The sequence below is a fragment of the Klebsiella sp. LTGPAF-6F genome, from assembly GCF_001753185.1.
Classification (GTDB): Bacteria; Pseudomonadota; Gammaproteobacteria; order Enterobacterales; family Enterobacteriaceae; genus Klebsiella; species Klebsiella michiganensis.
On record NZ_CP017450.1, the window covers coordinates 1952116 to 1977454 of the forward strand.

The following is a 25339-nucleotide window of genomic DNA, read 5'->3' on the forward strand; positions in this document are numbered from 1 at the left end:
GTCGTCAAATGATCGATTATGAAGTATTGCGTTTTATCTGGTGGCTGCTGATCGGCATTTTGCTTATTGGTTTTGCCGTCGCCGATGGCTTCGACATGGGGGTGGGGATGCTCACCCGTTTCCTCGGTCGTAACGACACCGAGCGTCGAATTATGATTAACGCCATTGCCCCGCACTGGGACGGAAACCAGGTGTGGCTGATCACCGCCGGCGGCGCGCTGTTTGCCGCCTGGCCGATGGTTTACGCCGCTGCGTTTTCCGGCTTCTATGTGGCCATGATCCTGGTGCTGGCGTCTTTATTCTTCCGTCCGGTGGGTTTCGACTACCGCTCGAAGATTGAGGACAACCGCTGGCGTAACATGTGGGACTGGGGCATCTTCGTTGGCAGCTTCGTGCCGCCGCTGGTGATTGGCGTGGCGTTCGGCAACCTGCTGCAGGGCGTTCCGTTCCACGTTGATGAATATCTGCGCCTGTACTACACCGGTAACTTCTTCCAACTGCTGAATCCGTTTGGCCTGCTGGCCGGTATTGTTAGCGTGGCGATGATCCTGACGCAGGGCGCGACCTACCTGCAGATGCGTACCGTGGGTGAACTGCACCTGCGCACCCGCTCCGTGTCTACGGTGGCGGCGCTGGTGACGCTGGTCTGCTTCGCGCTGGCGGGCGTTTGGGTCTACTACGGTATCGACGGTTATGTGGTGAAATCGGTGATGGATCATACCGGCCCGTCTAACCCGCTGACCAAAGAAGTCGCGCGTGAAGCCGGCGCGTGGATGGTGAACTTTAATAACATGCCGGCGCTGTGGGCGATTCCTGCTCTGGGCGTGGCGCTGCCGCTGCTGACCGTCATCTCGACAAAAGCGGATAAAGGCGCATGGGCGTTTCTGTTCTCCTCGCTGACGCTGGCGTGCATCATTCTGACTGCCGGTATCGCCATGTTCCCGTTCATTATGCCATCAAGCACGGCGATGAACGCGAGCCTGACCATGTGGGATGCGACCTCCAGCCAGCTGACGCTGAACCTGATGACTTACGTGGCGATTGTCTTCGTACCGATTATTCTGGCCTACACCGCCTGGTGTTACTGGAAAATGTTCGGTCGCATCACTCGCGAAGACATCGAAAAGAACACCCACTCGCTGTACTAAGGTAAGGAGCTATATATGTGGTATTTCGCATGGATTTTGGGAACGCTTCTTGCCTGTGCTTTTGGGGTGATTACCGCGCTGGCGCTTGAGCACGTGGAAGCCACCAAAGCAGGTAAAGAAGAACACTGATGAGTATTATCGTGATGCGATATACGAAATCATTCGGGTTGCATCGAGGCGGCAAGTCTGTGAATCCCCAGGCGCTTACACAAGTAAGTGACTGGGGTCAGCAGACGTAGCCAACAAAGAGGCGAAGTGAATGATAAAGTATATGTATGCGATAATGGACAAGCGCCCGTTAAGGGCGCTTTCCTTATTGATGGCGCTGGCGCTAGCGGGCTGCATCTTCTGGGATCCGTCGCGCTTTGCGGCCAAAACCAGCGAGCTGGAAATCTGGCACGGCTTCCTGCTGATGTGGGCGGTTTGTACCGGCGTTATCCACGGCGTGGGCTTCCGCCCGCGCGCCATTCACTGGCAGGGAATTTTTTGTCCGCTTATCGCTGATATTGTGCTCGTTTTGGGCCTGTTCTTTTTCTTCTTTTGAATAAGAAATCTCTGTTAACCATATGGGCTTGCATAAGCCCATAAAAATTTACTCCTCGTTTACTTTCCCCCATTCCAAACCACGATTCCCGCGCGTATAGTAGCGAAGTTTGAAAGCACTAACCTTTTGTTGCATTACCGGGATGTAAAGTGAATACAACGCTGTTTCGATGGCCGGTTCGGGTCTATTACGAAGACACCGACGCCGGTGGTGTGGTTTACCACGCCAGCTACGTCGCTTTCTATGAAAGAGCACGCACAGAGATGCTGCGCCATCATCACTTCAGCCAACAGGTTTTGCTGGCTGAACGAGTTGCCTTTGTGGTTCGCAAAATGACGCTGGAGTATTTTGCGCCCGCCAGACTCGACGACATGCTCGAAATCCAGACGGAGATAACCTCAATGCGAGGAGCTACCCTGGTTTTCACGCAGCGAATCGTCAACGCCGAGAACGTCGTTTTGAATGAAGCTGAGGTTCTTATCGTGTGCGTTGATCCACTCTTAATGAAGCCTCGTGCGCTTCCCAAGTCTATTGTCGCGGAGTTTAAGCAGTGACTGAGATGAATATCCTTGATTTGTTCCTGAAGGCGAGCCTTCTGGTTAAACTTATCATGTTGATTTTAGTTTGTTTTTCCATCGCCTCCTGGGCCATCATTATTCAGAGAACGCGTATCCTCAATTCGGCGTCACGTGAGGCCGAAGCGTTTGAAGATAAGTTCTGGTCCGGTATCGAGCTTTCTCGTTTGTACCAGGAAAGCCAGGGTCGTCGCGATAATCTGACCGGTTCGGAACAAATCTTCTACAGCGGCTTCAAAGAGTTTGCGCGTCTGCATCGTGCGAACAGCCATGCGCCGGAAGCGATTGTCGAAGGGGCGTCGCGCGCCATGCGTATTTCGATGAACCGCGAGCTGGAAACCCTGGAAACCCACATCCCGTTCCTCGGTACGGTGGGTTCTATCAGCCCATATATCGGTCTGTTTGGTACCGTATGGGGGATCATGCATGCCTTTATCGCGCTGGGCGCGGTAAAACAGGCGACGCTGCAAATGGTCGCGCCGGGTATCGCAGAAGCGCTCATCGCGACGGCAATTGGTCTTTTTGCCGCTATCCCGGCGGTTATGGCCTATAACCGTCTGAACCAGCGCGTGAACAAACTTGAGCTGAACTACGACAACTTTATGGAAGAGTTCACCGCCATTTTGCACCGTCAGGCGTTTACCAGCAGCGAAAGCAATAAGGGGTAAGCCATGGTCAGAGCACGTGGACGCGGACGTCGCGAACTGAAGTCCGAGATCAACATCGTTCCGCTGCTGGATGTCCTGTTGGTGCTGTTGCTGATCTTTATGGCGACAGCGCCGATCATTACGCAGAGCGTAGAGGTCGACCTACCGGACGCAACGGAGTCGCAGGCGGTGAAAAGCAACGATGAGCCGCCGGTGATCGTTGAAGTCTCCGGCGTCGGGCAGTACAGCGTGAAGGTTGGCCCGGAAACGTTATCGCAGCTGCCGCCGGAACAGGTTATTGCGGAAGCCAGGCGTCGACTTGAGGCGAATGAGAAAACGGTGTTCCTGATCGGCGGTGCTAAAGAGGTGCCATACGATGAGATTATTAAAGCGCTTAACCTGTTGCACAGCGCAGGGGTTAAATCGGTTGGCTTGATGACCAAGCCGATCTAATCGCTCGCAATATGCACGCCCGCCAGCACGTCGGCTTTGGGACAACAGCGTCTCGTGGCCGACGTCATATAACGGGAACAGGCGAACAGTTTTTGGGAACCGATAGTGTCAAAGGCAACCGAACAAAACGACAAGCTTAAACGAGCGATCATAGTATCAGTCGCGCTGCACATCGTATTGATAGCGCTGCTGATCTGGAGTTCGTTTGACGAGCATCTGGATGCTTCTGCCGGGGGTGGCGGAGGTTCCTCTATCGATGCGGTAATGGTCGATCCGGGGGCGGTTGTGAAGAATTATGACCGTCAACAGCAGCAGCAGGCCAGCGCCCGCCGCGCCGCCGAGCAGCGTGAAAAGCAGGCTCAGCAGCAGGCGGAAGAGCTACGTGAAAAACAGGCCGCCGAGCAGGAACGGCTGAAACAGCTGGAACAGGATCGTCTGCAGGCGCAGGAAGCGGCTAAAGAGGCGAAAGAACAGCAGAAGCAGGCGGAAGAAGCCGCGGCGAAAGCCGCCGCAGCGGCAAAAGCCAAAGCGGACGCACAGGCGAAAGAGGCGCAGGAAGCTGCCGCCAAAGCCGCCGCTGATGCAAAAGCGAAGGCCGATGCGCAGGCGAAAGCAGCCGAAGCCGCTGCGGCGAAAGCGGCGGCGGATGCGAAGAAACAGGCGGAAGCAGAAGCCGCGAAAGCGGCCGCGGACGCGCAGAAGAAAGCCGAAGCCGATGCGGCGAAGAAAGCTCAGCAGGACGCCGAGAAGAAAGCGCAGCAGCAGGCAGAGAAAAAAGCGCAGCAGGAAGCGGCGAAACAGGCCGCTGCTGAAAAAGCTGCCGCCGAAAAAGCGGCAGAAAAAGCCGCCGCGCAGAAAGCTGCTGCTGAGAAAGCGGCAGCCGAGAAAGCCGCCGCAGCGGAAAAAGCCGCCGCCGAGAAAGCCGCGGCAGCCAAAGCTGCAGCAGCAGAGAAGGCCGCCGCAGACAAAGCGGCGAAAGCCGCCGCCGCTAAGGCAGCAGCCGCCAAGAAAGCCGCTGCGGCCAAAGAGGCAAGCGGCGTTGACGACCTGCTCGGCGATCTGAGCTCCGGTAAGAATGCGCCGAAAACGGGTGGTGGAGCGAAAGGGAATAATCAGCCTTCGAAGGACACAGGAACATCTGGTGCTAACGGCGGTGATAACGGCGCAGAAATAAGCGCTTATGCTAAGCAAATTCAGATAGCTATCCAGCGCCGTCTGTATGATGCGAGCCTTTATCAGGGCAAGCGGTGCGTGTTGCATATTAATCTCGCCCCTGATGGTACTTTAAAAGGCATCACATCTGAGGGGGGCGATCCGGCACTTTGCCAGGCGGCATTGACGGCTGCGAAAACTGCGACTATTCCTAAACCGCCGAGTCAGGCAGTTTATGAAAGAATAAAAAATGCGACACTGGACTTTAAACTGTAGCGATCTTCCCCGTTTATGCGGGGAAAACAAACGTCGGTAGGCCCAGGGTTTTGGTAGTTTTGTGTATTTGAGTTTGTTAACATTCTGCTAAATTATCGTGGGCTTTTCGCCTGGATAAGGGAGATATGATGAAGCAGGCATTACGAGTAGCATTTGGTTTTTTAATGCTGTGGGCGGCAGTGCTGCACGCAGAAGTACGCATCGAGATTACCCAAGGGGTCGACTCGGCACGCCCAATCGGCGTTGTGCCGTTCCAGTGGGCGGGGCAGGGTGCTGCGCCGGAAGATGTGGGCGGTATCGTGGCGGCTGACCTGCGCAACAGCGGCAAGTTTAACCCGCTCGATCGCTCTCGCCTGCCTCAGCAGCCGGGTAGCGCTCAGGAAGTGCAGCCGGCGGCATGGTCTGCGCTGGGCGTTGACGCCGTCGTGGTTGGTCAGGTGACGCAAAACCCTGACGGTTCCTACAACGTGGCGTACCAGCTGGTTGATACCGGTGGCGCGCCGGGTACCGTACTTGCGCAGAACTCCTTTAAAGTCACGAAACAGTATCTGCGCTATGCCGCACATGCTGCCAGCGACGCCGTATTTGAGAAGCTGACCGGTATTAAGGGCGCCTTCCGTACCCGTATCGCCTACGTGGTACAGACTAACGGCGGCCAGTTCCCGTACGAGCTGCGCGTGTCCGACTACGATGGCTACAATCAGTTCCTCGTTCACCGTTCAACCCAGCCGCTGATGTCTCCGGCATGGTCTCCGGACGGCGCGAAGCTGGCCTACGTGACCTTTGAAAGCGGACGCTCTGCGCTGGTTGTGCAGACGCTGGCTAACGGCTCCGTTCGTCAGATTGCTTCGTTCCCGCAGCATAACGGCGCGCCGGCGTTCTCGCCGGACGGCAGCAAACTGGCTTTCGCTCTGTCGAAAACCGGTAGCCTGAACCTGTACGTGATGGACCTGGGATCTGGCCAGATTCGTCAGGTGACCAACGGTCGCAGCAATAACACCGAACCAAGCTGGTTCCCGGATAGCCAGAACCTGGCCTTTACTTCCGACCAGGCCGGTCGTCCGCAGGTGTATAAAGTCAATATTAATGGCGGCACGCCGCAGCGTATTACCTGGGAAGGTTCACAAAACCAGGACGCTGACGTGAGCGCTGATGGTAAAACTATGGTAATGGTAAGCTCGGCCGGTGGTCAGCAGCACATTGCCAAACAAGATCTGGAAGCGGGTGGTGTGCAGGTTCTGTCATCAACGTTTTTAGATGAAACGCCAAGTCTGGCACCTAACGGCACTATGGTAATCTACAGCTCTTCTCAGGGGATGGGATCCGTGCTGAATCTGGTTTCTACAGATGGGCGTTTCAAAGCGCGTCTTCCGGCAACTGATGGACAGGTAAAATCACCTGCCTGGTCGCCGTATCTGTGATAATAAATAATTGATTATTAAAGGAATCAAAGAAATGCAACTGAACAAAGTGCTGAAAGGGCTGTTGATCGCTCTGCCGGTTATGGCAATCGCGGCGTGTTCTTCTAACAAGAACGCCAGCAACGACCAGAGCGGTGAAGGCATGCTGGGTGCCGGCACTGGTATGGACGGTAACGCTAACGGCGGCAACATGTCTTCCGAAGAGCAGGCTCGTCTGCAGATGCAACAGCTGCAGCAGAACAATATCGTTTACTTCGATCTGGACAAATACGATATCCGTTCTGACTTCGCTGCAATGCTGGACGCGCACGCAAACTTCCTGCGCAGCAATCCGTCCTACAAAGTGACCGTAGAAGGTCATGCGGATGAGCGTGGTACGCCGGAATACAACATCGCTCTGGGTGAGCGTCGTGCTAACGCCGTTAAGATGTATCTGCAGGGCAAAGGTGTTTCTGCTGACCAGATCTCCATCGTTTCTTACGGTAAAGAAAAACCTGCAGTACTGGGCCATGACGAAGCGGCTTACGCCAAAAACCGTCGCGCCGTACTGGTTTACTAAGAGAATTGCATGAGCAGTAACTTCAGACATCATCTATTGAGTCTGTCGTTACTGGTTGGCATAGCGGCCCCCTGGGCCGCTTTTGCTCAGGCGCCAATCAGTAGTGTCGGCTCAGGCTCGGTCGAAGACCGCGTCACTCAACTCGAGCGTATTTCCAATGCGCACAGCCAGCTTTTAACCCAACTCCAGCAACAACTCTCCGATAATCAGTCCGATATTGATTCCCTGCGCGGTCAAATTCAGGAAAGCCAGTATCAGCTGAATCAGGTTGTTGAGCGCCAGAAGCAGATCCTGCTGCAGATCGACGGTCTGAGCAGCGGTGGCGGCGCAGCGGGAGCGCAAACCCAGACGTCAGCGGGCGATCAGGGCGCTGCGGCTAGCGGGACGGCGCCAGCGGCCTCGTCAGGCGCCCCGGCGCAGACCGGTGATGCCAATACCGATTACAACGCGGCTATCGCGCTGGTGAAGGATCCCTCTCGCCAGGACGATGCGATGGCGGCTTTCCAGAACTTCGTCAAAAAGTACCCCGATTCAACGTATCAGCCGAACGCCAACTACTGGCTCGGTCAGCTGAATTACAACAAGGGTAAAAAGGACGATGCGGCGTACTATTTCGCTTCCGTGGTGAAAAACTACCCTAAATCCCCGAAGGCGCCCGATGCGATGTTTAAAGTCGGCGTGATCATGCAGGACAAAGGCGATACCGCAAAAGCGAAGGCGGTTTACCAGCAGGTGGTCAGTAAATTTCCTGGCACCGACGGGGCCAAACAAGCGCAAAAACGCCTTAACGCACTCGGATGATTATGGCATGACCAGAAATCGCATCATTTCTGGTCTTGTCGCATGAATCCTAAGCAGTTAAGCAATCTTTATCTAAATTGTTGTTGCGCTGAATTCTGAAATCAGTAATATATGCCGCCGTTGCCAAGGGATATCGAACAAGCCCAAAGCGGCGAAAATAGTGGGTCGTTAGCTCAGTTGGTAGAGCAGTTGACTTTTAATCAATTGGTCGCAGGTTCGAATCCTGCACGACCCACCAATCGTTCTGGTGGAACGCGATAGTAAAACGTGAAGGATAACGTTGCGTCAGCAACGGCCCGTAGGGCGAGGCGAAGCCGAGTCATCCTGCACGACCCACCGTTAAAAGATGTATCCAGCGCAGTATCGGGTGATTAGCTCAGCTGGGAGAGCACCTCCCTTACAAGGAGGGGGTCGGCGGTTCGATCCCGTCATCACCCACCACTCGGGTCGTTAGCTCAGTTGGTAGAGCAGTTGACTTTTAATCAATTGGTCGCAGGTTCGAATCCTGCACGACCCACCAATTTAACATCAAACTCAGATGTTAAGCGTGAAGGATAACGTTGCGTCAGCCACGGCCCGTAGGGCGAGCGAAAGCGAGTCATCCTGCACGACCCACCAATTTCGAATTGGTGACGAGTGAAGAATATTCAGGCAGTACCCGAGCGGGTCGTTAGCTCAGTTGGTAGAGCAGTTGACTTTTAATCAATTGGTCGCAGGTTCGAATCCTGCACGACCCACCAATTTAACATCGCAGTCAGATGTTAAGCGTGAAGGATAACGTTGCGTCAGCAACGGCCCGTAGGGCGAGCGAAAGCGAGTCATCCTGCACGACCCATCATCCTGAATCGTTCCAGTTAGCAGTAAACCCGCAAGGGGTCGTTAGCTCAGTTGGTAGAGCAGTTGACTTTTAATCAATTGGTCGCAGGTTCGAATCCTGCACGACCCACCAATTTAACATCAAACTCAGATGTTAAGCGTGAAGGATAACGTTACGTCAGCAACGGCCCGTAGGGCGAGCGAAGCGAGTCATCCTGCACGACCCACCAATGTAAAAAAGCGCCCTAAAGGCGCTTTTTTGCTATCTGCCATTTCCTCGAAAATCACAACAATCCGCAATACCTTAATGCTGCGTTATTCTACCGTCGCGCTGCGTTTACCGTGGCTACAATTGGCACAGGCCAGTAGCCCGGACAGATGCGCAGCATCGCCTCCGGGAAATGTGACGGCCTGATGCCTTTGCGTGGCTTCGTCCCGGGTGCGGCGCTTGACGCGCCTTGCCCGGGCTACAGATTCGTGCGTTCTGCAGGTTTGGCAGCCTGGACAGATGCGCAGCATCGCCTCCGGGAAATGCTCCCTGTGGGAAAAATTCCTCACGACATTTTCTGCACAATCGGCTATCTTGTTTAGCATATAAAACACCATGACCGGTTAATACCTTTCTTCAGGCATTATTACGGTCTGAAAGTTAAGCCAGTGAAACGAGACTGCAAGATGAGCGTAATGTTTGACCCGGAAGCGGCGATTTATCCTTTTCCTCCGAAGCCCATGCCGTTAAACCGCGATGAGAAGCACTTTTATCGCGAAAAAATTAAACGCCTGCTGCGCGAGCGCGATGCGGTGATGGTGGCCCATTACTATACCGACCCCGAAATTCAGCAGCTGGCCGAAGAGACCGGCGGCTGTATCTCCGATTCTCTGGAGATGGCGCGCTTCGGCGCCCGACATTCTGCCTCGACGCTGTTGGTCGCCGGCGTGCGCTTTATGGGAGAAACGGCGAAAATTCTCAGCCCGGAAAAAACCATCCTGATGCCCACGCTCCACGCGGAGTGCTCGCTCGATCTGGGCTGCCCGATCGAGGAGTTTAGCGCTTTCTGCGATGCGCATCCGGATCGTACGGTCGTGGTCTACGCCAATACTTCAGCGGCGGTAAAGGCGCGCGCCGACTGGGTTGTGACGTCGAGCATCGCCGTGGAACTCATTGAGCATCTTGATAGCATGGGTGAAAAAATCATCTGGGCGCCGGACCGCCATTTAGGCAGCTATGTGCAGAAACAGACCGGCGCCGACGTACTGTGCTGGCAGGGCGCCTGCATCGTTCATGATGAATTCAAAACTCAAGCGCTGGCGAGAATGCGGGCGCTTTATCCGCAGGCCGCGGTTCTGGTTCACCCGGAATCACCGCAGGCGATTGTCGATATGGCTGACGCGGTGGGGTCAACCAGCCAGTTGATCAATGCCGCTAAAACGCTGCCGCACAAGCAGCTCATCGTCGCCACCGACCGCGGCATTTTCTACAAAATGCAGCAGGCGGTACCGGAAAAAGAGCTGCTGGAAGCGCCTACGGCAGGCGAAGGGGCAACCTGTCGCAGCTGCGCCCACTGTCCGTGGATGGCGATGAACGGCCTGCAGGCGATTGCGGAAGGGCTGGAAAAGGGAGGCGTTGAACATGAAATTCACGTTGATGAACAGCTGCGAACCGGGGCGCTGGTTCCGCTAAACAGAATGCTCGATTTTGCGGCTACACTTCGGGGATAGCTCATTACTGCGTTACAGAACGCTCTGGGGATAAGATGGATTTTTTTAGTACGCAGAACATATTAGTGCATATACCCATTGGCGCCGGGGGATATGACCTGTCGTGGATTGAAGCGGTCGGCACCGTCGCAGGATTGCTGTGCATCTGGCTGGCGAGCCTGGAGAAGATTGCCAACTATGCCTTTGGGCTGATCAACGTCACGCTGTTTGCCATTATCTTCTTTCAGATCCAGCTCTACGCCAGCCTTCTGCTGCAGATCTTTTTCTTCGCGGCCAACGTCTACGGCTGGTACGCCTGGTCACGACAAACCAGCGATAACCAGGCGGAACTGCAAATCCGCTGGCTGCCGCTGCCGAAAGCGTTAGGCTGGCTGGCGGCCTGCGTGGTGGCGATTGGCCTGATGACGGTATTTATCGATCCGGTTTTTGCGTTTCTCACCAGGATTGCCGTCGCGCTGATGCACACCCTGGGCCTGCAGGTTGCTATGCCGGCGCTGCAGCCAGACGCGTTCCCGTTCTGGGACTCCTGCATGATGGTTCTCTCGGTTGCGGCGATGATCCTGATGACGCGCAAATACGTCGAAAACTGGCTGCTGTGGGTGATTATCAACGTCATCAGCGTGGTTATTTTCGCCCTGCAGGGCGTTTATGCGATGTCGCTCGAATATCTGCTGCTGACCTTCATCGCCCTCAACGGCAGCCGTATGTGGATTAACAGCGCGCGTGAGCGCGGCTCTCACGCGTTTTCCCGTTAATGGTGATGATGATGTCCATGCCCGGCGTGCGTCATGTTCAGACGGCACTCCGGGCCGCTGCAGGGCTGATACTCCATCTGAACCGTAATGTGTTCAATTTCATACTTATGCTGTAAGAAGCCCTGGATTCGTTCAAGCAGGCCGTCGTGATCGTGCGGCGGTACCACCTGCACGTGCAGCGTCATCACCGTTTTTTCTCCAACCAGCCACGCATGAACGTGGTGTACGTCGCGAACTTCCGGTATCGAGCGGCGCAAATCGCGCTTTAAGGCGTCGACGTCAAGCGAACGCGGCGCGCCCTCCAGCAGCTCATTAACGCTCTCCTGCAGCAAACGCCATGCGCTGCGCAGAACCAGGCACGATACCAGCACGGACAGAATAGGATCGATAGGCGTCCAGCCGGTGGTGATGATCACGATTGCGGCAATAATGGCCCCAACCGAACCGAGTAGATCCCCCAGCACATGCAGAGCGGCGGCCCGCACGTTGAGGTTACGCTCTTCACTGCCGCGATGGAGGATCCAGAAGGCCAGAATATTGGCCAGCAGGCCGGCAACGGCGATGATCATCATGGTTTTACCGGCTACCGGTTGCGGATGATGAAAACGCTGAATGGCCTCCCAGACGATTAATATCGTAATGACCACCAGGGCGATAGCATTGAGAAAGGCCGCCAGCGTGGTCAGCCGCAGCCAGCCAAAGGTGTGTTGAGCATTAGGCGGGCGACTGGCGAAACGCACGGCCAGAAAGGCGAACAGCAGCGCTGCGGCGTCCGTCAGCATATGCCCGGCATCGGCCAGCAGCGCCAGCGAACCTGAAATGAGTCCGCCTGCAACCTCAACCAACATGAATCCGGCCGTGACGCAGAACGCCAGCAGCAGCCGACGGGCATTATTATCTTCGGTGGATTGCGGAGAATTATGCGAGTGTGATTGCCCCATGGTGCCATCCCTACATTATTATTTTGATGATTACTTTATGACATGATTCACCTCTTGGGGTGAATAAAATGAAAAAAGGAGAGCCTTAGCTCTCCTTCCGGGCGGATACCGCGCAGATTATTGGGTGGTACCGTCGGTTTTCGTCGCCTCGTCCTGGCCGACCTTTTTATCGGTATCCGGGCAGCGGCCATCTTTGCACATTGAGTTTTTGTGGACTTCATCGCTCGACATCCCGTCGTGGTTCATGGTCGAGCCGTTGGGGTGGAGCATGGTGCCGCCGGTATCGGTGGAACCGGCGTTAATGTTACCGTTGTCCACGTTGTTTGGCGCCACGTTTTCACGCGCGTCGGGGGCGACCTGACCCGCGTCGGCTGCCGAATTGGCCTGCCCGTTGTTCGACTGCGCGCCGGTATCGGCGGCCAGCGCCGCGCCGCTGGCCAGGCCCAGAGTTGCTGCGAGGAGAAGACTGGTTAGCTTGTTCATTTTCATTGGATGCTCCTGTTATATCGATTTACCGAATTACCTCTTCCAACAGTGCATTGCCGGAGGTTCTACTCGTTGTGGTTAAAGCTTCGCTGTTAGCGATCGGCATTAATATATAATGCTGAATGCTAAAGAAAATTAAGTTCTAACAGTTAAAAATTATAGCTTGTGGCCACTATTCCGCGACTTTATGGCGTTTTTTAGCCTATTTCCAGGAATATTCTGCCGCTACTGTAAAATCACGTTTACACTTTTTGAGCGAAGAGATAGATTGGAGGGATTGCATTTAACTAGATAAGTATGGCAACGCTGGAAATAAGATGAATTATCAGAACGACGATTTACGCATTAAAGAGATCAACGAATTATTACCTCCCGTTGCGCTCCTGGAAAAATTCCCCGCTACCGAAAACGCCGCCAACACCGTTGCGCATGCGCGCAAAGCGATCCACCAGATCCTGAAAGGTCATGACGATCGGCTGCTGGTCGTGATCGGTCCATGCTCCATTCACGATCCGGCGGCGGCAAAAGAGTATGCCGAGCGTCTGCTCGCGCTTCGCGAAGAGCTTAAAGGCGAGCTGGAAATCGTGATGCGCGTGTATTTTGAAAAACCGCGCACCACCGTGGGCTGGAAAGGGCTGATCAACGATCCGCATATGGATAACAGCTTCCGCATCAACGATGGTCTGCGGATCGCGCGCAAGCTGCTGCTTGATATTAACGACAGCGGACTGCCAGCGGCCGGGGAGTTCCTCGATATGATCACCCCGCAGTATCTTGCCGACCTGATGAGCTGGGGCGCGATTGGCGCGCGTACCACCGAGTCACAGGTGCACCGCGAACTCTCTTCCGGCCTCTCCTGCCCGGTAGGCTTTAAAAACGGCACAGATGGCACCATTAAAGTCGCTATCGACGCCATCAATGCCGCCGGCGCGCCGCACTGTTTCCTGTCGGTGACCAAATGGGGACATTCGGCGATTGTGAACACCAGCGGCAATAGCGATTGCCATATTATCCTGCGTGGCGGTAAAGAGCCGAACTACAGCGCGCAGCACGTGGCAGAAGTGAAGGTGGGTCTGGCGAAAGCAGGCCTGCCCGCTCAGATCATGATCGATTTCAGCCATGCCAACTCCAGCAAACAGTTTAAAAAGCAGATGGATGTCGGCACAGACGTATGCCAGCAGGTTGCCGGCGGCGAGCGGGCGATTATGGGCGTGATGATCGAAAGCCATCTGGTGGAAGGCAATCAGAGCCTCGACAGCGGTGAGCCGCTGGCCTACGGTAAAAGCATTACTGATGCCTGTATCGGGTGGGAAGATACCGATACGCTGCTTCGCCAGCTGGCGAATGCGGTAAAAGCGCGCCGCGGTTAGGTTTTACGACGAGTCTCAAAATAAAAAAGCGTGGAGGGCTCCACGCTTTTTTTACATCCCGCGAAAATTACTTCGCTTTACCCTGGTTCGCTACGGCAGCGGCTTTCGCGGCGATCTCGTCGGCGTTACCCAGATAGTAATGTTTAATAGGCTTGAAGTTCTCGTCGAACTCATACACCAGCGGTACGCCGGTCGGGATGTTCAGTTCGAGGATCTCTGCTTCGCCCATGTTGTCGAGGTATTTCACCAGCGCGCGCAGGGAGTTACCGTGAGCGGCGATAATCACGCGCTCACCGCTTTTCAGACGCGGCAGAATGGTTTCATTCCAGTACGGTACGACGCGGTCGATGGTCAGCGCCAGGCTCTCGGTGGTAGGCAGCTCAGCGTCGGTCAGTTTTGCATAGCGCGGATCGTGACCCGGGTAGCGCTCGTCGTCTTTGGTCAGCTCCGGCGGCGTTACCGCAAAGCCGCGACGCCACTGCTTAACCTGCTCGTCACCGTATTTTTCAGCGGTTTCCGCTTTGTTGAGGCCCTGCAGCGCACCGTAGTGACGCTCGTTCAGTTTCCATGACTTTTCTACCGGCAGCCAGGCCTGATCCAGTTCGTCCAGCACGTTCCACAGGGTGTGGATGGCACGTTTCAGCACAGAGGTATAAGCAAAGTCGAAGCTGAAGCCTTCTTCTTTCAGCAGCTTACCGGCCGCTTTTGCTTCACCCACGCCTTTTTCAGACAGGTCAACGTCATACCAACCGGTGAAACGGTTTTCGTTGTTCCATTGGCTTTCGCCGTGACGAACGAGTACCAGCTTAGTTACAGCCATACACTTACTCCTCAATACACGTCATCTTTCTCGCCGCCTTGATGCGACCCGAAATCTGTAGTGTGTATATTTATTGATTGATAACTATTCTCATTATATTGCCGCGACTTACCTCACGGCAATGCTTATCCCTAACCATAGCGAAAATAGTCGCTCAGTGTAAGGTGCTTGTAAAACAGAGGTTATGTTTTTGTCTGTAAGTGGCGTATTTTTCAGCGAAAGGATAAAAAAAGCCCTCCATCAGGAGGGCTGGATATTATTTCGCAATAAACTGATATTCCGTCAGGCTGACGTACTCTTCGCCGGGGCGCAGTACGCAATCCGGCTGCGGCCATTCCGGATGGTTCGGTGAATCCGGCAGGAACTCGCTCTCCAGAGCCAGACCTTGCCAGTCAGCGTAAGGCTGCGCCGTGCGCGACGGCGTGCCGGCCAAATAGTTGCCGGAGTAGAACTGCAGCGCCGGAGCGGAGGTATAGACCGTCATCTGCAGCTTTTCGTCCTGCGACCAGACGTGAGCCGCCGGGCTTTTGGCATCGCCCAGCGCCTGGAGCAGAAAGGCGTGGTCGTAACCTTTGACCTTTTGCTGGTCTTCATCGCGCAGGAAATCGTCCGCCAGCATCTTCGGCGTGCGGAAATCGAAGCTGGTCAGGGTGACGTTTTGCAAATCGCCTCCCGGAATACCATCGCTCTCAACGGGCAGATACGCATCGGCAAAGATTTGCAGCTTATGGCTACGCACGTCGCTCTGCACGCCATCAAGATTGAAATAGACGTGGTTGGTCAGGTTTACCGGGCAGGGCTGATCAACGGTGGCGCGATACTCGATGGCGATACGATTATCGTCGGTCAGGCGGTAGTGCGCCGTAGCCGTCAGATTGCCGGGGAACCCCTGATCGCCATCGTGGGAGGAGAGTGAAAACAGCGCGTGACGATCGTCGGCGCTGACAATCTGCCAGCGGCGCTTATCAAATCCTTCAGGACCGCCGTGCAGCTGATGGCCGGCCTCGTTGGAGGGCGTCAGATTAACGCTATGGCCATCAAGGGAAAAGCGGCTGTTGGCGATACGGTTCGCGTAACGGCCTACGGAAGCGCCGAGATAGGCGGCCTGGCGCGTATAGTCGCCAGGGGTCGCGCAGCCGAGCAGCGCTTCGCGTACGCTGCCGTCGGCCAGCGTCACGCGCGCGGAGAGCAGCGTCGCGCCCCAGTCCATTACGGTGACCGTCATGCCTGCGTCGTTACGCAGGGTGAGGAGATTCCACGGCTGGCCGTCCGGCGCCAGCTCCGTTGTTGGGTTTAGCATTGTCCAGCTCCCTGCGACGGTTTGCAGACGTAAAAGGTCTCTTTGAAACCGGTTTTCGCTTCATACTCTTTGGCAACGGCCTGCTGTACGGTCTCGACCAGATCTTCCGGCACCAGGGCGACGATACAGCCGCCGAAACCGCCGCCGGTCATGCGAACGCCGCCTTTATCGCCGATGGTCGCCTTGACGATGTCCACCAGGGTATCAATCTGCGGGACGGTGATTTCAAAATCATCGCGCATGGAGGCGTGGGATTCCGCCATCAGCTCGCCCATCCGCAGCAGGTCGCCTTTTTCCAGCGCCGCGGCGGCTTCTACGGTGCGGGCGTTTTCAGTCAGCACGTGGCGAACGCGTTTGGCGACCACCGGGTCAAGCTCATGGGCGACGGCGTTGAACTCTTGCAACGTGACGTCGCGCAGGGCCGGCTGCTGGAAGAAACGCGCGCCGGTTTCACACTGTTCGCGGCGAGTGTTGTATTCGCTGCCGACCAGAGTGCGCTTAAAGTTACTGTTAATAATCACCACCGCGATGCCTTTCGGCATCGAGACCGCTTTGGTCCCCAAGGAGCGGCAGTCGATCAGCAGCGCGTGATCTTTTTTACCGAGCGCGGAGATCAGCTGGTCCATAATGCCGCAGTTGCAGCCGACGAACTGGTTTTCCGCTTCCTGGCCGTTCAGCGCGATTTGCGCGCCGTCGAGCGGCAGATGGTACAGCTGCTGGAACACGGTGCCGACGGCGACTTCCAGCGAAGCCGAGGAGCTTAACCCTGCGCCCTGCGGCACGTTGCCGCTGATGACCAGATCCGCGCCGCCGAAAGCGTTATTCCGCTGCTGGAGATGCTTCACCACGCCGCGGACATAGTTTGACCACTGCTGGGCATCGTGGCTGGTAATCGGCGAGTCGAGAGAGAATTCATCGGTCTGATTGTCGTAATCGGCGGCAATCACCCGCACGGTACGATCGTCGCGCGGCGCACAGGCGATGACCGTCTGGTAATCAATGGCGCAGGGCAGCACGAACCCATCGTTATAGTCGGTATGCTCGCCGATCAGGTTAACGCGGCCAGGGGCCTGGATAACATGGCTGGCCGGATAGCCAAATTTCTCAGCAAACAGGGCTTGGGTTTTCTCTTTCAGACTCATGGTTATACTCCGGATTCGCGAAAATGGACGTCGCTCACAGCGCGCAGACGTTCGGCGGCCTGCTCGGCCGTCAGGTCACGCTGGGTTTCAGCCAGCATTTCATAGCCGACCATAAATTTACGCACCGTCGCGGAGCGCAGCAGCGGCGGATAAAAATGCGCGTGCAGCTGCCAGTGATCATTCTCTTCATCGTTAAACGGCGCGCCGTGCCAGCCCATAGAGTAGGGGAATGAGCACTGAAACAGATTGTCGTAACGGCTGGTCAGCTTTTTCAGCGCCAGCGCGAGGTCGCTGCGCTGGTCATCGGTTAAATCAGTCAGGCGCTGTACGTGCGCTTTCGGCAACAGCAGCGTCTCGAAGGGCCACGCTGCCCAGTAAGGGACCACCGCGAGCCAGTGTTCGGTCTCGACGACGGTGCGGCTACCGTCGGCTAATTCGCGCTGCGCGTAATCCACCAGCATCGGCGCGCCGTGCTCGGTGAAGTACGCTTTTTGCAGACGATCTTCGCGTTCCGCCTCGTTAGGCAGAAAGCTGTTTGCCCACACCTGACCATGCGGATGTGGGTTGGAGCAGCCCATTGCCGCGCCTTTATTTTCAAAGACCTGCACCCACGGGTAGGTTTTTCCGAGGTCGGCGGTCTGCTCCTGCCACGTTTTAACCACGCCTTCCAGCGCCTCCACGCTCAGTTCCGGCAGCGTTTTGCTGTGGTCTGGCGAGAAGCAGATGACCCGGCTGGTACCGCGGGCGCTCTGACAGCGCATAAGCGGGTCGTCGCTTTCCGGGGCGTCAGGGGTATCGGTCATCAAAGCCGCAAAGTCATTGGTAAAAACAAACGTACCGGTGTAGTTCGGGTTTTTGTCGCCGGTGACGCGGGTATTACCCGGGCACAGGAAACAGTCCGGGTCGTGCGCGGGCAAGGTCTGTTTTGCCGGCGTTTCCTGCGCCCCCTGCCAGGGGCGCTTGGCGCGATGCGGAGAAACCAGAATCCACTGCCCGATTAACGGGTTATAACGACGATGTGGATGGTCGACGGGGTTAAATACGCTCATGAAGGTTCCTTAGTCGGGATAACCCTGCGGATGACGGGACTGCCAGTGCCAGGTGTCCTGCGCCATTTCGTCAAGGTTGCGCGTCACGCGCCAGTTCAGCTCGCGATCGGCCTTTTCAGCGTCCGCCCAGTAGGCCGGGAGGTCGCCTTCGCGGCGCGGTGCGAAGTGGTAGTTAATCGGTTTGCCGCAGGCTTTGCTAAATGCGTTGACCACGTCGAGCACGCTGCTGCCGACGCCTGCGCCAAGGTTATAGATATGCACGCCGGCTTTATCGGCCAGTTTTTCCATCGCCGCGACGTGGCCGTCTGCCAGGTCCATCACGTGAATGTAGTCGCGTACGCCGGTGCCATCTTCGGTTGGGTAGTCGTTGCCGAATATCGCCAGCGATTCACGGCGGCCAACCGCGACCTGCGCGATATACGGCATCAGGTTGTTCGGAATACCCTGCGGATCTTCCCCCATATCGCCCGACGGATGCGCGCCGACCGGATTGAAGTAGCGCAGCAGCGCGATGCTCCAGTCCGGCTGCGCTTTTTGCAGGTCGGTCAGGATCTGCTCAACCATCAGCTTGCTTTTACCGTAAGGGCTCTGAGGCGTACCGGTCGGGAAGCTTTCGACGTAAGGGATTTTGGGCTGGTCGCCGTAGACGGTCGCGGAGGAGCTGAAAATAAAGTTTTTCACGCCCGCGGCGCGCATGGCGGAAACGAGTTTCAGTGTGCCGGTTACGTTGTTGTCGTAGTACTCCAGCGGCTTAGCGACGGATTCCCCGACGGCTTTCAGGCCGGCGAAATGGATCACCGCTTCAATGGCGTGATCGTGGAGAATTTCCGTCATCAGCGCTTCGTTACGAATGTCGCCTTCGACAAAGGTGGCGCTTTTCCCGCCGAGACGTTCAATGATTGGCAATACGCTGCGCTTACTGTTGCAGAGATTGTCGAGAATAATCACTTCGTGTCCCTGCAGTAGCAGTTGAACGCAGGTGTGACTTCCAATGTAACCGCTACCACCTGTAACCAGTACTTTCATGATTCGCTCCAATAGGCTTATCGTGTGAGAAGAAGATAGCATACCAAAGAAGCCAAAAGTGTGACACAGGCCAAATTGGTGGAATCGTTTACACTAAAATTTTTAAACAGCCCATTTGAGTTTTTTTGTTTTAAAAACAGGGTGATGTTATGTCTGGTAGCTATTATTCTGAAAAAAACAGGGATCAGCAGACCCCTGTACAGGCTTAATTTTACAGCGGATCCAGCTGGTAAGTGTAACCGTCTCCACTACTCACAAAGGCCAGTCGGTGGGTGATACAGTCCGGGGCGTCTTCGGCGTGATGAGAGACAAACAGCAGCTGTGTCGCCCCTTCGCCAATCAGCACATCAACGAAGCGGCGCACCAGCTGGCGGTTGAGCGGGTCCAGCCCCTGCAGCGGTTCGTCAAGGATCAGCAGAGTGGGGTGTTTGACCAGGGCGCGGACGATCAGCGCCAGCCGCTGCTGCCCCCAGGAGAGGCTATGGAACGGCGCATCGGCGGTGCGTTTGTCGATACCCAGAATATCCAGCCAGTTCTGCACCAGCTTATGCTGCTTGTCGGAAACGGCCTGATAGATGCCGATTGAGTCGAAGTAGCCGGAGAGAATCACGTTACGCACGTTGGTGCTGACGCGGTATTCAAGGTGCAGGCTGCTGCTGACGTAGCCAATATGTTTTTTGATATCCCAGATGGTTTCACCGCTGCCGCGGCGGCGGCCAAACAGGGTCAGGTCGTTGCTGTATCCCTGAGGATGGTCGCCGGCGATCAGGCTGAGCAGCGTGGATTTACCGGCGCCGTTGGGGCCGACTATCTGCCAGTGTTCGCCAGGGTTCACCGTCCAGCTCAGGCGGTTAATAATCGGACGATCGTTGTACGAAACTATGCCGTCGTTCAGCACGATGAGCGGCGCTTCGGCGTCCAGCGCAAGACGCGCTGCCGGTGCGTCGGGCTCCGGCAGCGTCATGCCGTCAAGCTTTTCGCTATGCGCGAGCTGGGCAATAAGCGCCTGCTGCAGCAGGGCCTGCTTTTCGCCGGTTTCGCTCAGCACGCAGTCCGCCAGTACCCCGGCATACTGAACGAACGCCGGGATCTCGTCAAAACGATTGAGGACCAGCACCAGGGTGATACCTTCGCCGTTCAGCGCGGCCAACATCCCGGCGAGCTGCTGGCGCGAGGCGACATCAAGACCGTCGAACGGCTCATCAAGAATAAGCAGGTCGGGATCGCCCATTAGCGCCTGGCACAGCAGGGTCTTGCGCGTTTCGCCGGTTGAGAGATATTTAAAACGGCGTTCGAGCAGGTGGCTAATTGCAAACTGTTCAGCAAGGCGAGCGCAGCGGGAGGGGTCTTTAAACTCATCCTGGATAATTTCCGCCGTCGTGCGGCCGGTGTCTTCTTCTCCCGGGCTGAGCAAATCGGTGTTATTGCGCTGCCACTCATCGCTGACCAGCTTTTGCAACTGCTCAAAAGAGAGACGGGTGATGCGCGAGAAGGTGCACTCACGCTGCCCGCTTAGCAGGGTCAGCTCGCCGGAGAGCGCCCGCGCAAGCGCCGATTTCCCGCTGCCGTTGCTGCCGACGAAAGCCCAGCTCTCGCCAGCCTGCACGCGGAGGTGTTCAATATTTAACGTTTTTGTATCGCTAAGACGAAACGTGCCTTGCGAAATTTGCAACAATGACATTGTGTATCCCACTTTTTGCAGCGATTTGCTTCAGGGATACGTCTTCGCGAGCGCAATGTCAATGCCGTTAGCACAACGTGGCAAGAATGATGCGATCGGCATTAAAATATGCTATCACCTCCGCCCCTTCCGCCAGATCGCGCGTCTGTTCCACCGGCAGGGTGGCGCAAAGGCTCTGCCCATCCGGGAGCGCCATCAGCACTTCACACTGTTCCGGCCCGCGTTCGATGTGGTTGATACGTCCGGCCAGCTGGTTGTCGGCCCGTTCCGCCTGTGCGGCATCCTGAGTAATGCCAACCCACGGCGCTTTCAGCAGCACTAGTACTTCCTGGCCTTCCTCAAGGCCCAGACGATCGGCGCTTTGGGCGGTAATCGCGACCTTAAAGCGGGTTTGGCCGTCGGCCAGCAGAACGTCAACGTGCTGCTGGACCTGCTGATGGTCGCGGCCGGTAATGGTGCCGAACCACTGGTTGCGCGCGCTGGTCTGCAGAGAGAATCGCGAAATGGCAGCCAGCAGGCTGTCGAGGGGAAGGGCGTCATCATCGCTCAGGACATCGAACGCTTTCTGCTGAATCTGCGCCAGCAGGTCGTAGAGCTGAATCAGCCGCTGCCCGTAGCGGGTGAGGACCGCGCCGCCGCCGCCTTTGCCGCCGGTCGCCCGGTCAACCAGGGTCTGCTCGCTGAGCTGATTCATTTCATTAATCGCATCCCAGGCGCTTTTATAGCTAATGCCCGCGTTTTTTGCCCCCTGGCTAATCGAGCCGGTCTGTTCAATCTGTTTCAGCAGGGCGATACGGCGAGGATCGGCGAACAGGCGCTGCTGTAATTTGAGGGTAAGAAGAATTTCAGCCTGCATAATCATATCCTGATGAAAAAGGGTATTGTGACCGATAGCGGTCATCTTGCAAGATGAATCTCTCACGGTGGCCAGCGGGGCACCGCACAAATGGGGCGTGTTTTTCCGGCTGAATTGGTTACAATAAACTATTCGTACTTTCTGGAGCCAACCATGTTAGAGCTATTGAAAAGTCTGGTTTTTGCCGTAGTCATGGTCCCTGTGGTGATGGCGGTCATTCTGGGCCTGATTTACGGGCTGGGCGAAGTGTTTAACCTCTTCTCCGGAGCCGGTCATAAAGACAGCAGACCGCAAAATCACTGATTTCCCCCGCGCCCGGTTCTGCCGGGCGTTCTTATTTCTTCCCCCCCTCCATTTTTCGAACGCTGATTACCCCTAATTTTCGCTGGGAAAAACCTGGCGCTATCGTTATATTGTCTACTACATAACGAACTGACGGGAGATTCAGATGACAGGTCAATGGTTACGCTTTTTTGCCGGAGCAACGTTAACGCTCTCCATTGCGGGCCACGCGCTGGCGGAAGAGGGCAAAGTGACGGTTTTTGCCGCGGCATCGCTCACCAACGCCATGCAGGATATCGCCAAAGAGTATAAAAAAGAGAAGGGCGTGGAGGTGGTTTCTTCATTTGCCTCTTCATCGACCCTGGCACGGCAGATTGAAGCGGGGGCGCCGGCGGACCTGTTTATCTCCGCCGATCAAAAATGGATGGATTACGCGGTCGAGAAAAAGAGCATTGATACCGCCTCGCGCGCGACCCTTCTCGGTAACAGCCTGGTTGTCGTAGCGCCAAAAGCCAGCGCGCAGGGCGAGATAAACATCAGTGATAAAACCGACTGGACCAGCCTGCTGAAGGGCGGCCGCCTGGCCGTAGGTGACCCGGAACACGTGCCTGCTGGCATCTATGCGAAAGAGGCGCTGCAAAAGCTGGGAGCCTGGGAAACCCTGTCGCCGAAGCTGGCGCCGGCAGAAGACGTGCGCGGCGCTCTGGCCCTGGTTGAACGCAGCGAAGCGCCGCTGGGGATCGTTTACGGCTCCGATGCGGTCGCCAGCAAGGGAGTAAAAGTTGTCGGTACCTTCCCGGAAGATTCGCATAAGAAAGTGGAATATCCGCTGGCAATCGTCGACGGCCATAAAAATGCCACGGTCAGCGCGTTTTATGACTATTTAAAAGGGCCGGAAGCGTCCGCTATCTTTAAACGTTACGGATTTACTACCCACTAATGTTCTTAAGCGATCCTGAATGGCAGGCGGTACTGCTGAGCCTGAAAGTCTCCTCCCTGGCGGTGGTACTGAGCTTGCCTTTTGGCATCTTTTTCTCCTGGCTGCTGGTGCGACGAGATTTTCCCGGTAAAGCGCTGCTCGATAGCATTCTCCACCTGCCGCTGGTACTGCCACCGGTGGTGGTAGGGTATCTCTTGCTGATCGCGATGGGGCGACGCGGTTTTATCGGCAGCTGGCTGTATGACTGGTTTGGTCTGAGCTTCGCGTTTAGCTGGCGCGGCGCGGTACTGGCGGCGGCGGTGATGTCCTTTCCGCTGATGGTGCGGGCCATTCGCCTCGCGCTGGAAGGGGTGGACATTAAGCTCGAGCAGGCGGCGCGTACCCTCGGCGCTGGCCGCTGGCGGGTGTTTTTCACTATTACGTTACCGTTGACGCTACCCGGCATTATCGTTGGCACCGTGCTGGCTTTCGCCCGCTCGCTGGGCGAGTTCGGCGCCACCATCACGTTTGTTTCCAATATTCCCGGCGAAACGCGCACCATCCCTTCGGCCATGTATACCCTGATCCAGACCCCCGGGGGAGAAGGCGCGGCCGCGCGTTTATGCTTGATTTCGATTGCGCTGGCGCTGGTATCGCTGCTGATTTCCGAATGGCTGGCCCGCCTCAGCCGTCAGCGGATGGGGAAATAAACATGCTTGAGCTCGATTTTACCCAGACGCTGGGTACCCACTGTCTGCAAATTTGCGAGACGCTTCCCGCCAGCGGCATTACGGCAGTGTTCGGCGTCTCCGGCGCGGGTAAAACCTCGCTGATTAACGCCATTAGCGGCCTGACGCGCCCGCAGCAGGGGCGCATCGTCCTCAACGGCAGAGTGCTGAACGACGTTGATAAAGGTATCTGCCTGGCGCCGGAAAAGCGCCGCATTGGCTACGTTTTTCAGGACGCGCGCCTGTTTCCGCACTATAAAGTGCGCGGCAATCTGCAATATGGCATGGCGAAGTCTATGGCGGCGCAGTTTGACAAGCTGGTGGCGCTGCTCGGCATTGCGCCGCTGCTTGACCGCCTGCCGGGCGGCCTCTCCGGTGGGGAGAAGCAGCGGGTGGCGATTGGCCGGGCGCTGCTTACCGCGCCGGAGCTGCTGCTGCTGGACGAGCCGCTGGCATCGCTGGATATTCCGCGCAAGCGCGAGCTGTTGCCCTATCTGCAGCGTCTGGCGCGTGAAATCAAGATCCCGATGCTGTACGTCAGCCACTCTCTGGATGAAATCCAGCATCTGGCGGATAACGTGCTGGTGCTGGAAGAGGGGAAAGTGAAAGCCTTTGGCTGTCTGGAAGAGGTGTGGAGCAGCAGCGTGATGCACCCCTGGCTTCCCCAGGAGCAGCAAAGCACGATCCTGAACGTGACCGTTGCCGCTCAGCATCCGCAGTATGCCATGACCGCGCTGGCGCTGGGGGATCGGCAGATATGGGTTAACCGTCTTGACAGGCCGCAGGGCGAAAGCGCGCGGATCCGCATTCAGGCCTCGGACGTTTCTCTGGTACTGCAGCCCGCTCAGCAAACCAGTATCCGCAATATTTTACCCGCGCAGGTCATGCAGTGTATTGAAAGTCATGGGCAGGTTGAGGTCAGGCTGGAGATAAGCGGCCGTACCCTGTGGGCGCGCATCAGCCCCTGGGCGCGCGATGAGCTGGGGGTGACCCCGGGCCAGCGGCTGTATGCGCAGATAAAAAGCGTGTCGATAGCCGCCTGATTACAGCAGGTGGCGATAGATGTAGTCGGCGATGCTGGTGGTTTCGTTTTCACCGATCACCACGTTGGCGCGCGCTTTGACCTCCTCCACCGCGTTGCCCATCGCCACGCCGGTACCGGCGGCTTCCAGCATGCTGAGGTCGTTATAGTTGTCGCCGAAGGCGATAACATCCTGCATCGACAGGCCCTGCGACGCGACCCACTGCGCCAGGCGTTTACCTTTGCTGTTGCCTTCCCGGGCAATGTCCACCTGATCGTGCCACGACCATTCGCACTCCAGACCCAGCGTCTGGCCAACGTGTTGGGCAAAGCGCTGCAGTTTGGCGGTATCTTCATCGGTCAGGGCGAATTTCCACACGGCGTTAACTTCGCGGGCCGCCTGCGCCAGAGAATCGACCTGAGTGAATACCGGACGCTGCTCGACGGGCAGCGACTGCGCCCAGCTGGCAGTGCGGATAACGTGCCCGGTCGGCTGCTCGTACAGCATGGCGTCATCGACGTACATCAGGCCGTGAATATCATGCTCGTTCAGCATTTCCGTCAGGCTCAGGGCTTTATCTACCGGCATCGGGTCGGATTCAAGCACCTTTTTTGCATGATAATCATACAAATAAGTGCCATTGCAGCAAATTGCAGGTGTATCCAGCGCCAGCGCCTGATAAAAAGGATGGATAGCGACGTGATGTCGGCCGGTGACGACGATGATCTGATATCCCGCGTCTTTGGCGCGAGCCAGCGCATCGAGCGAGGCGGGGAGGATGGTCTTTTTGCCGGTTAAGAGCGTGCCGTCTAAATCGAGGGCAATCACGCGTGAGGTCATGGGTTGTTTCC

Annotated in this window: 27 protein-coding genes and 5 tRNA genes; 22 read left to right on the top strand and 10 right to left on the bottom strand. The window is 56.4% G+C overall.

Annotated elements, in window-relative coordinates; genetic code table 11:
* Positions 1-8: 8 nt before the first annotated feature.
* The 17 genes from cydB to pnuC all read left to right on the top strand — a co-directional run bounded on the left by cydB (position 9) and on the right by pnuC (position 10866).
* Complete coding sequence (cydB, locus tag BJF97_RS09045) at positions 9-1148, top strand: cytochrome d ubiquinol oxidase subunit II (protein ID WP_004848954.1); 1140 nt, start codon at positions 9-11, stop codon at positions 1146-1148.
* Positions 1149-1163: 15 nt separating this feature from the next.
* A complete protein-coding gene (gene cydX / locus BJF97_RS09050; protein WP_004100325.1) occupies positions 1164-1277 on the top strand; it encodes a cytochrome bd-I oxidase subunit CydX in 114 nt (37 codons plus the stop codon).
* 130 nt (positions 1278-1407) lie between these two features.
* Complete coding sequence (gene ybgE, locus BJF97_RS09055; protein WP_004130577.1) at positions 1408-1692, top strand: cyd operon protein YbgE; 285 nt, start codon at positions 1408-1410, stop codon at positions 1690-1692.
* 149 nt (positions 1693-1841) lie between these two features.
* Complete coding sequence (gene ybgC, locus BJF97_RS09060; RefSeq protein ID WP_004100330.1) at positions 1842-2246, top strand: tol-pal system-associated acyl-CoA thioesterase; 405 nt, start codon at positions 1842-1844, stop codon at positions 2244-2246.
* Positions 2243-2935: a Tol-Pal system protein TolQ gene (tolQ, locus tag BJF97_RS09065; protein WP_014228456.1), complete on the top strand. Its 693-nt coding sequence runs from the start codon at positions 2243-2245 to the stop codon at positions 2933-2935. The genes ybgC and tolQ overlap by 4 nt, the downstream gene beginning before the upstream one ends.
* 3 nt (positions 2936-2938) lie before the next feature.
* Positions 2939-3367: a colicin uptake protein TolR gene (gene tolR / locus BJF97_RS09070; protein ID WP_032692895.1), complete on the top strand. Its 429-nt coding sequence runs from the start codon at positions 2939-2941 to the stop codon at positions 3365-3367.
* Positions 3368-3472: 105 nt separating this feature from the next.
* Entirely contained in the window at positions 3473-4795 is a 1323-nt protein-coding gene (tolA, locus tag BJF97_RS09075) for a cell envelope integrity protein TolA (RefSeq protein WP_014837849.1), read from the top strand.
* A 128-nt stretch (positions 4796-4923) separates the two neighbouring features.
* Positions 4924-6216 (top strand): Tol-Pal system beta propeller repeat protein TolB, encoded by a 1293-nt coding sequence (gene tolB, locus BJF97_RS09080; protein WP_004133400.1) that lies wholly within the window; start codon positions 4924-4926, stop codon positions 6214-6216.
* Between the two features lie 34 nt (positions 6217-6250).
* Entirely contained in the window at positions 6251-6775 is a 525-nt protein-coding gene (gene pal / locus BJF97_RS09085) for a peptidoglycan-associated lipoprotein Pal (RefSeq protein ID WP_004100337.1), read from the top strand.
* Between the two features lie 9 nt (positions 6776-6784).
* Entirely contained in the window at positions 6785-7576 is a 792-nt protein-coding gene (cpoB, locus tag BJF97_RS09090; protein ID WP_004848965.1) for a cell division protein CpoB, read from the top strand.
* Positions 7577-7738: 162 nt separating this feature from the next.
* Positions 7739-7814 (top strand) — tRNA-Lys (locus BJF97_RS09095).
* A gap of 127 nt (positions 7815-7941) precedes the next feature.
* Positions 7942-8017, top strand: a tRNA-Val gene (locus BJF97_RS09105).
* Between the two features lie 3 nt (positions 8018-8020).
* Positions 8021-8096: transfer RNA gene (locus BJF97_RS09110), tRNA-Lys, on the top strand.
* Positions 8097-8240: 144 nt separating this feature from the next.
* A tRNA-Lys gene (locus tag BJF97_RS09120) sits at positions 8241-8316 on the top strand.
* 133 nt (positions 8317-8449) lie between these two features.
* A tRNA-Lys gene (locus BJF97_RS09130) sits at positions 8450-8525 on the top strand.
* Positions 8526-9067: 542 nt separating this feature from the next.
* A complete protein-coding gene (gene nadA / locus BJF97_RS09140) occupies positions 9068-10111 on the top strand; it encodes a quinolinate synthase NadA (RefSeq protein WP_004848967.1) in 1044 nt (347 codons plus the stop codon).
* A 35-nt stretch (positions 10112-10146) separates the two neighbouring features.
* Complete coding sequence (pnuC, locus tag BJF97_RS09145; protein WP_014228459.1) at positions 10147-10866, top strand: nicotinamide riboside transporter PnuC; 720 nt, start codon at positions 10147-10149, stop codon at positions 10864-10866.
* Here pnuC and zitB read toward each other — a convergent pair.
* Both zitB and BJF97_RS09155 read right to left on the bottom strand, forming a co-directional pair.
* The gene (gene zitB / locus BJF97_RS09150) at positions 10863-11807 is read right to left on the bottom strand and encodes a CDF family zinc transporter ZitB (RefSeq protein ID WP_014228460.1); all 945 of its coding nucleotides are present in this window, start codon (positions 11805-11807) and stop codon (positions 10863-10865) included. The two genes, pnuC and zitB, sit on opposite strands and share 4 nt — an antisense overlap.
* 117 nt (positions 11808-11924) lie before the next feature.
* Positions 11925-12296, bottom strand: coding sequence for a YbgS-like family protein (locus BJF97_RS09155; protein WP_014228461.1), 372 nt, complete (start codon positions 12294-12296; stop codon positions 11925-11927).
* 314 nt (positions 12297-12610) lie between these two features.
* On the opposite strand from BJF97_RS09155, the gene aroG reads away from it, so the two are divergent.
* Complete coding sequence (gene aroG, locus BJF97_RS09160) at positions 12611-13663, top strand: 3-deoxy-7-phosphoheptulonate synthase AroG (protein ID WP_014228462.1); 1053 nt, start codon at positions 12611-12613, stop codon at positions 13661-13663.
* 67 nt (positions 13664-13730) lie between these two features.
* Here the strand turns inward: aroG and gpmA are convergent, their stop codons facing one another.
* The 7 genes from gpmA to modE form a co-directional block, all read right to left on the bottom strand.
* Positions 13731-14483, bottom strand: a complete 753-nt coding sequence (gpmA, locus tag BJF97_RS09165; RefSeq protein ID WP_004100351.1) for a 2,3-diphosphoglycerate-dependent phosphoglycerate mutase — start codon at positions 14481-14483, stop codon at positions 13731-13733.
* 256 nt (positions 14484-14739) lie between these two features.
* Positions 14740-15783, bottom strand: a complete 1044-nt coding sequence (gene galM, locus BJF97_RS09170) for a galactose-1-epimerase (RefSeq protein WP_032694539.1) — start codon at positions 15781-15783, stop codon at positions 14740-14742.
* Positions 15777-16925, bottom strand: a complete 1149-nt coding sequence (gene galK, locus BJF97_RS09175) for a galactokinase (RefSeq protein ID WP_070082859.1) — start codon at positions 16923-16925, stop codon at positions 15777-15779. The genes galM and galK overlap by 7 nt, the downstream gene beginning before the upstream one ends.
* A gap of 2 nt (positions 16926-16927) precedes the next feature.
* Positions 16928-17974, bottom strand: a complete 1047-nt coding sequence (galT, locus tag BJF97_RS09180) for a galactose-1-phosphate uridylyltransferase (RefSeq protein WP_014228465.1) — start codon at positions 17972-17974, stop codon at positions 16928-16930.
* Between the two features lie 9 nt (positions 17975-17983).
* A complete protein-coding gene (gene galE, locus BJF97_RS09185; RefSeq protein ID WP_032694537.1) occupies positions 17984-19000 on the bottom strand; it encodes a UDP-glucose 4-epimerase GalE in 1017 nt (338 codons plus the stop codon).
* Positions 19001-19211: 211 nt separating this feature from the next.
* Positions 19212-20681, bottom strand: coding sequence for a molybdate ABC transporter ATP-binding protein ModF (modF, locus tag BJF97_RS09190; protein ID WP_014228466.1), 1470 nt, complete (start codon positions 20679-20681; stop codon positions 19212-19214).
* 67 nt (positions 20682-20748) lie between these two features.
* Complete coding sequence (modE, locus tag BJF97_RS09195) at positions 20749-21537, bottom strand: molybdenum-dependent transcriptional regulator (protein WP_004848991.1); 789 nt, start codon at positions 21535-21537, stop codon at positions 20749-20751.
* 153 nt (positions 21538-21690) lie between these two features.
* Here modE and BJF97_RS09200 point away from each other — a divergent pair, with 153 nt between their 5' ends.
* From BJF97_RS09200 to modC, 4 genes are all read left to right on the top strand, one after another.
* Positions 21691-21840: an AcrZ family multidrug efflux pump-associated protein gene (locus BJF97_RS09200; protein WP_004848993.1), complete on the top strand. Its 150-nt coding sequence runs from the start codon at positions 21691-21693 to the stop codon at positions 21838-21840.
* Between the two features lie 145 nt (positions 21841-21985).
* Complete coding sequence (gene modA, locus BJF97_RS09205) at positions 21986-22759, top strand: molybdate ABC transporter substrate-binding protein (protein WP_014228467.1); 774 nt, start codon at positions 21986-21988, stop codon at positions 22757-22759.
* Positions 22759-23448, top strand: coding sequence for a molybdate ABC transporter permease subunit (modB, locus tag BJF97_RS09210; protein ID WP_004848997.1), 690 nt, complete (start codon positions 22759-22761; stop codon positions 23446-23448). The genes modA and modB overlap by 1 nt, the downstream gene beginning before the upstream one ends.
* Positions 23449-23450: 2 nt before the next feature.
* The gene (modC, locus tag BJF97_RS09215) at positions 23451-24509 is read left to right on the top strand and encodes a molybdenum ABC transporter ATP-binding protein ModC (RefSeq protein WP_014228468.1); all 1059 of its coding nucleotides are present in this window, start codon (positions 23451-23453) and stop codon (positions 24507-24509) included.
* Here the strand turns inward: modC and BJF97_RS09220 are convergent, their stop codons facing one another.
* Entirely contained in the window at positions 24510-25328 is an 819-nt protein-coding gene (locus tag BJF97_RS09220) for a pyridoxal phosphatase (protein ID WP_014228469.1), read from the bottom strand.
* Between the last annotated feature and the right edge of the window lie 11 nt (positions 25329-25339).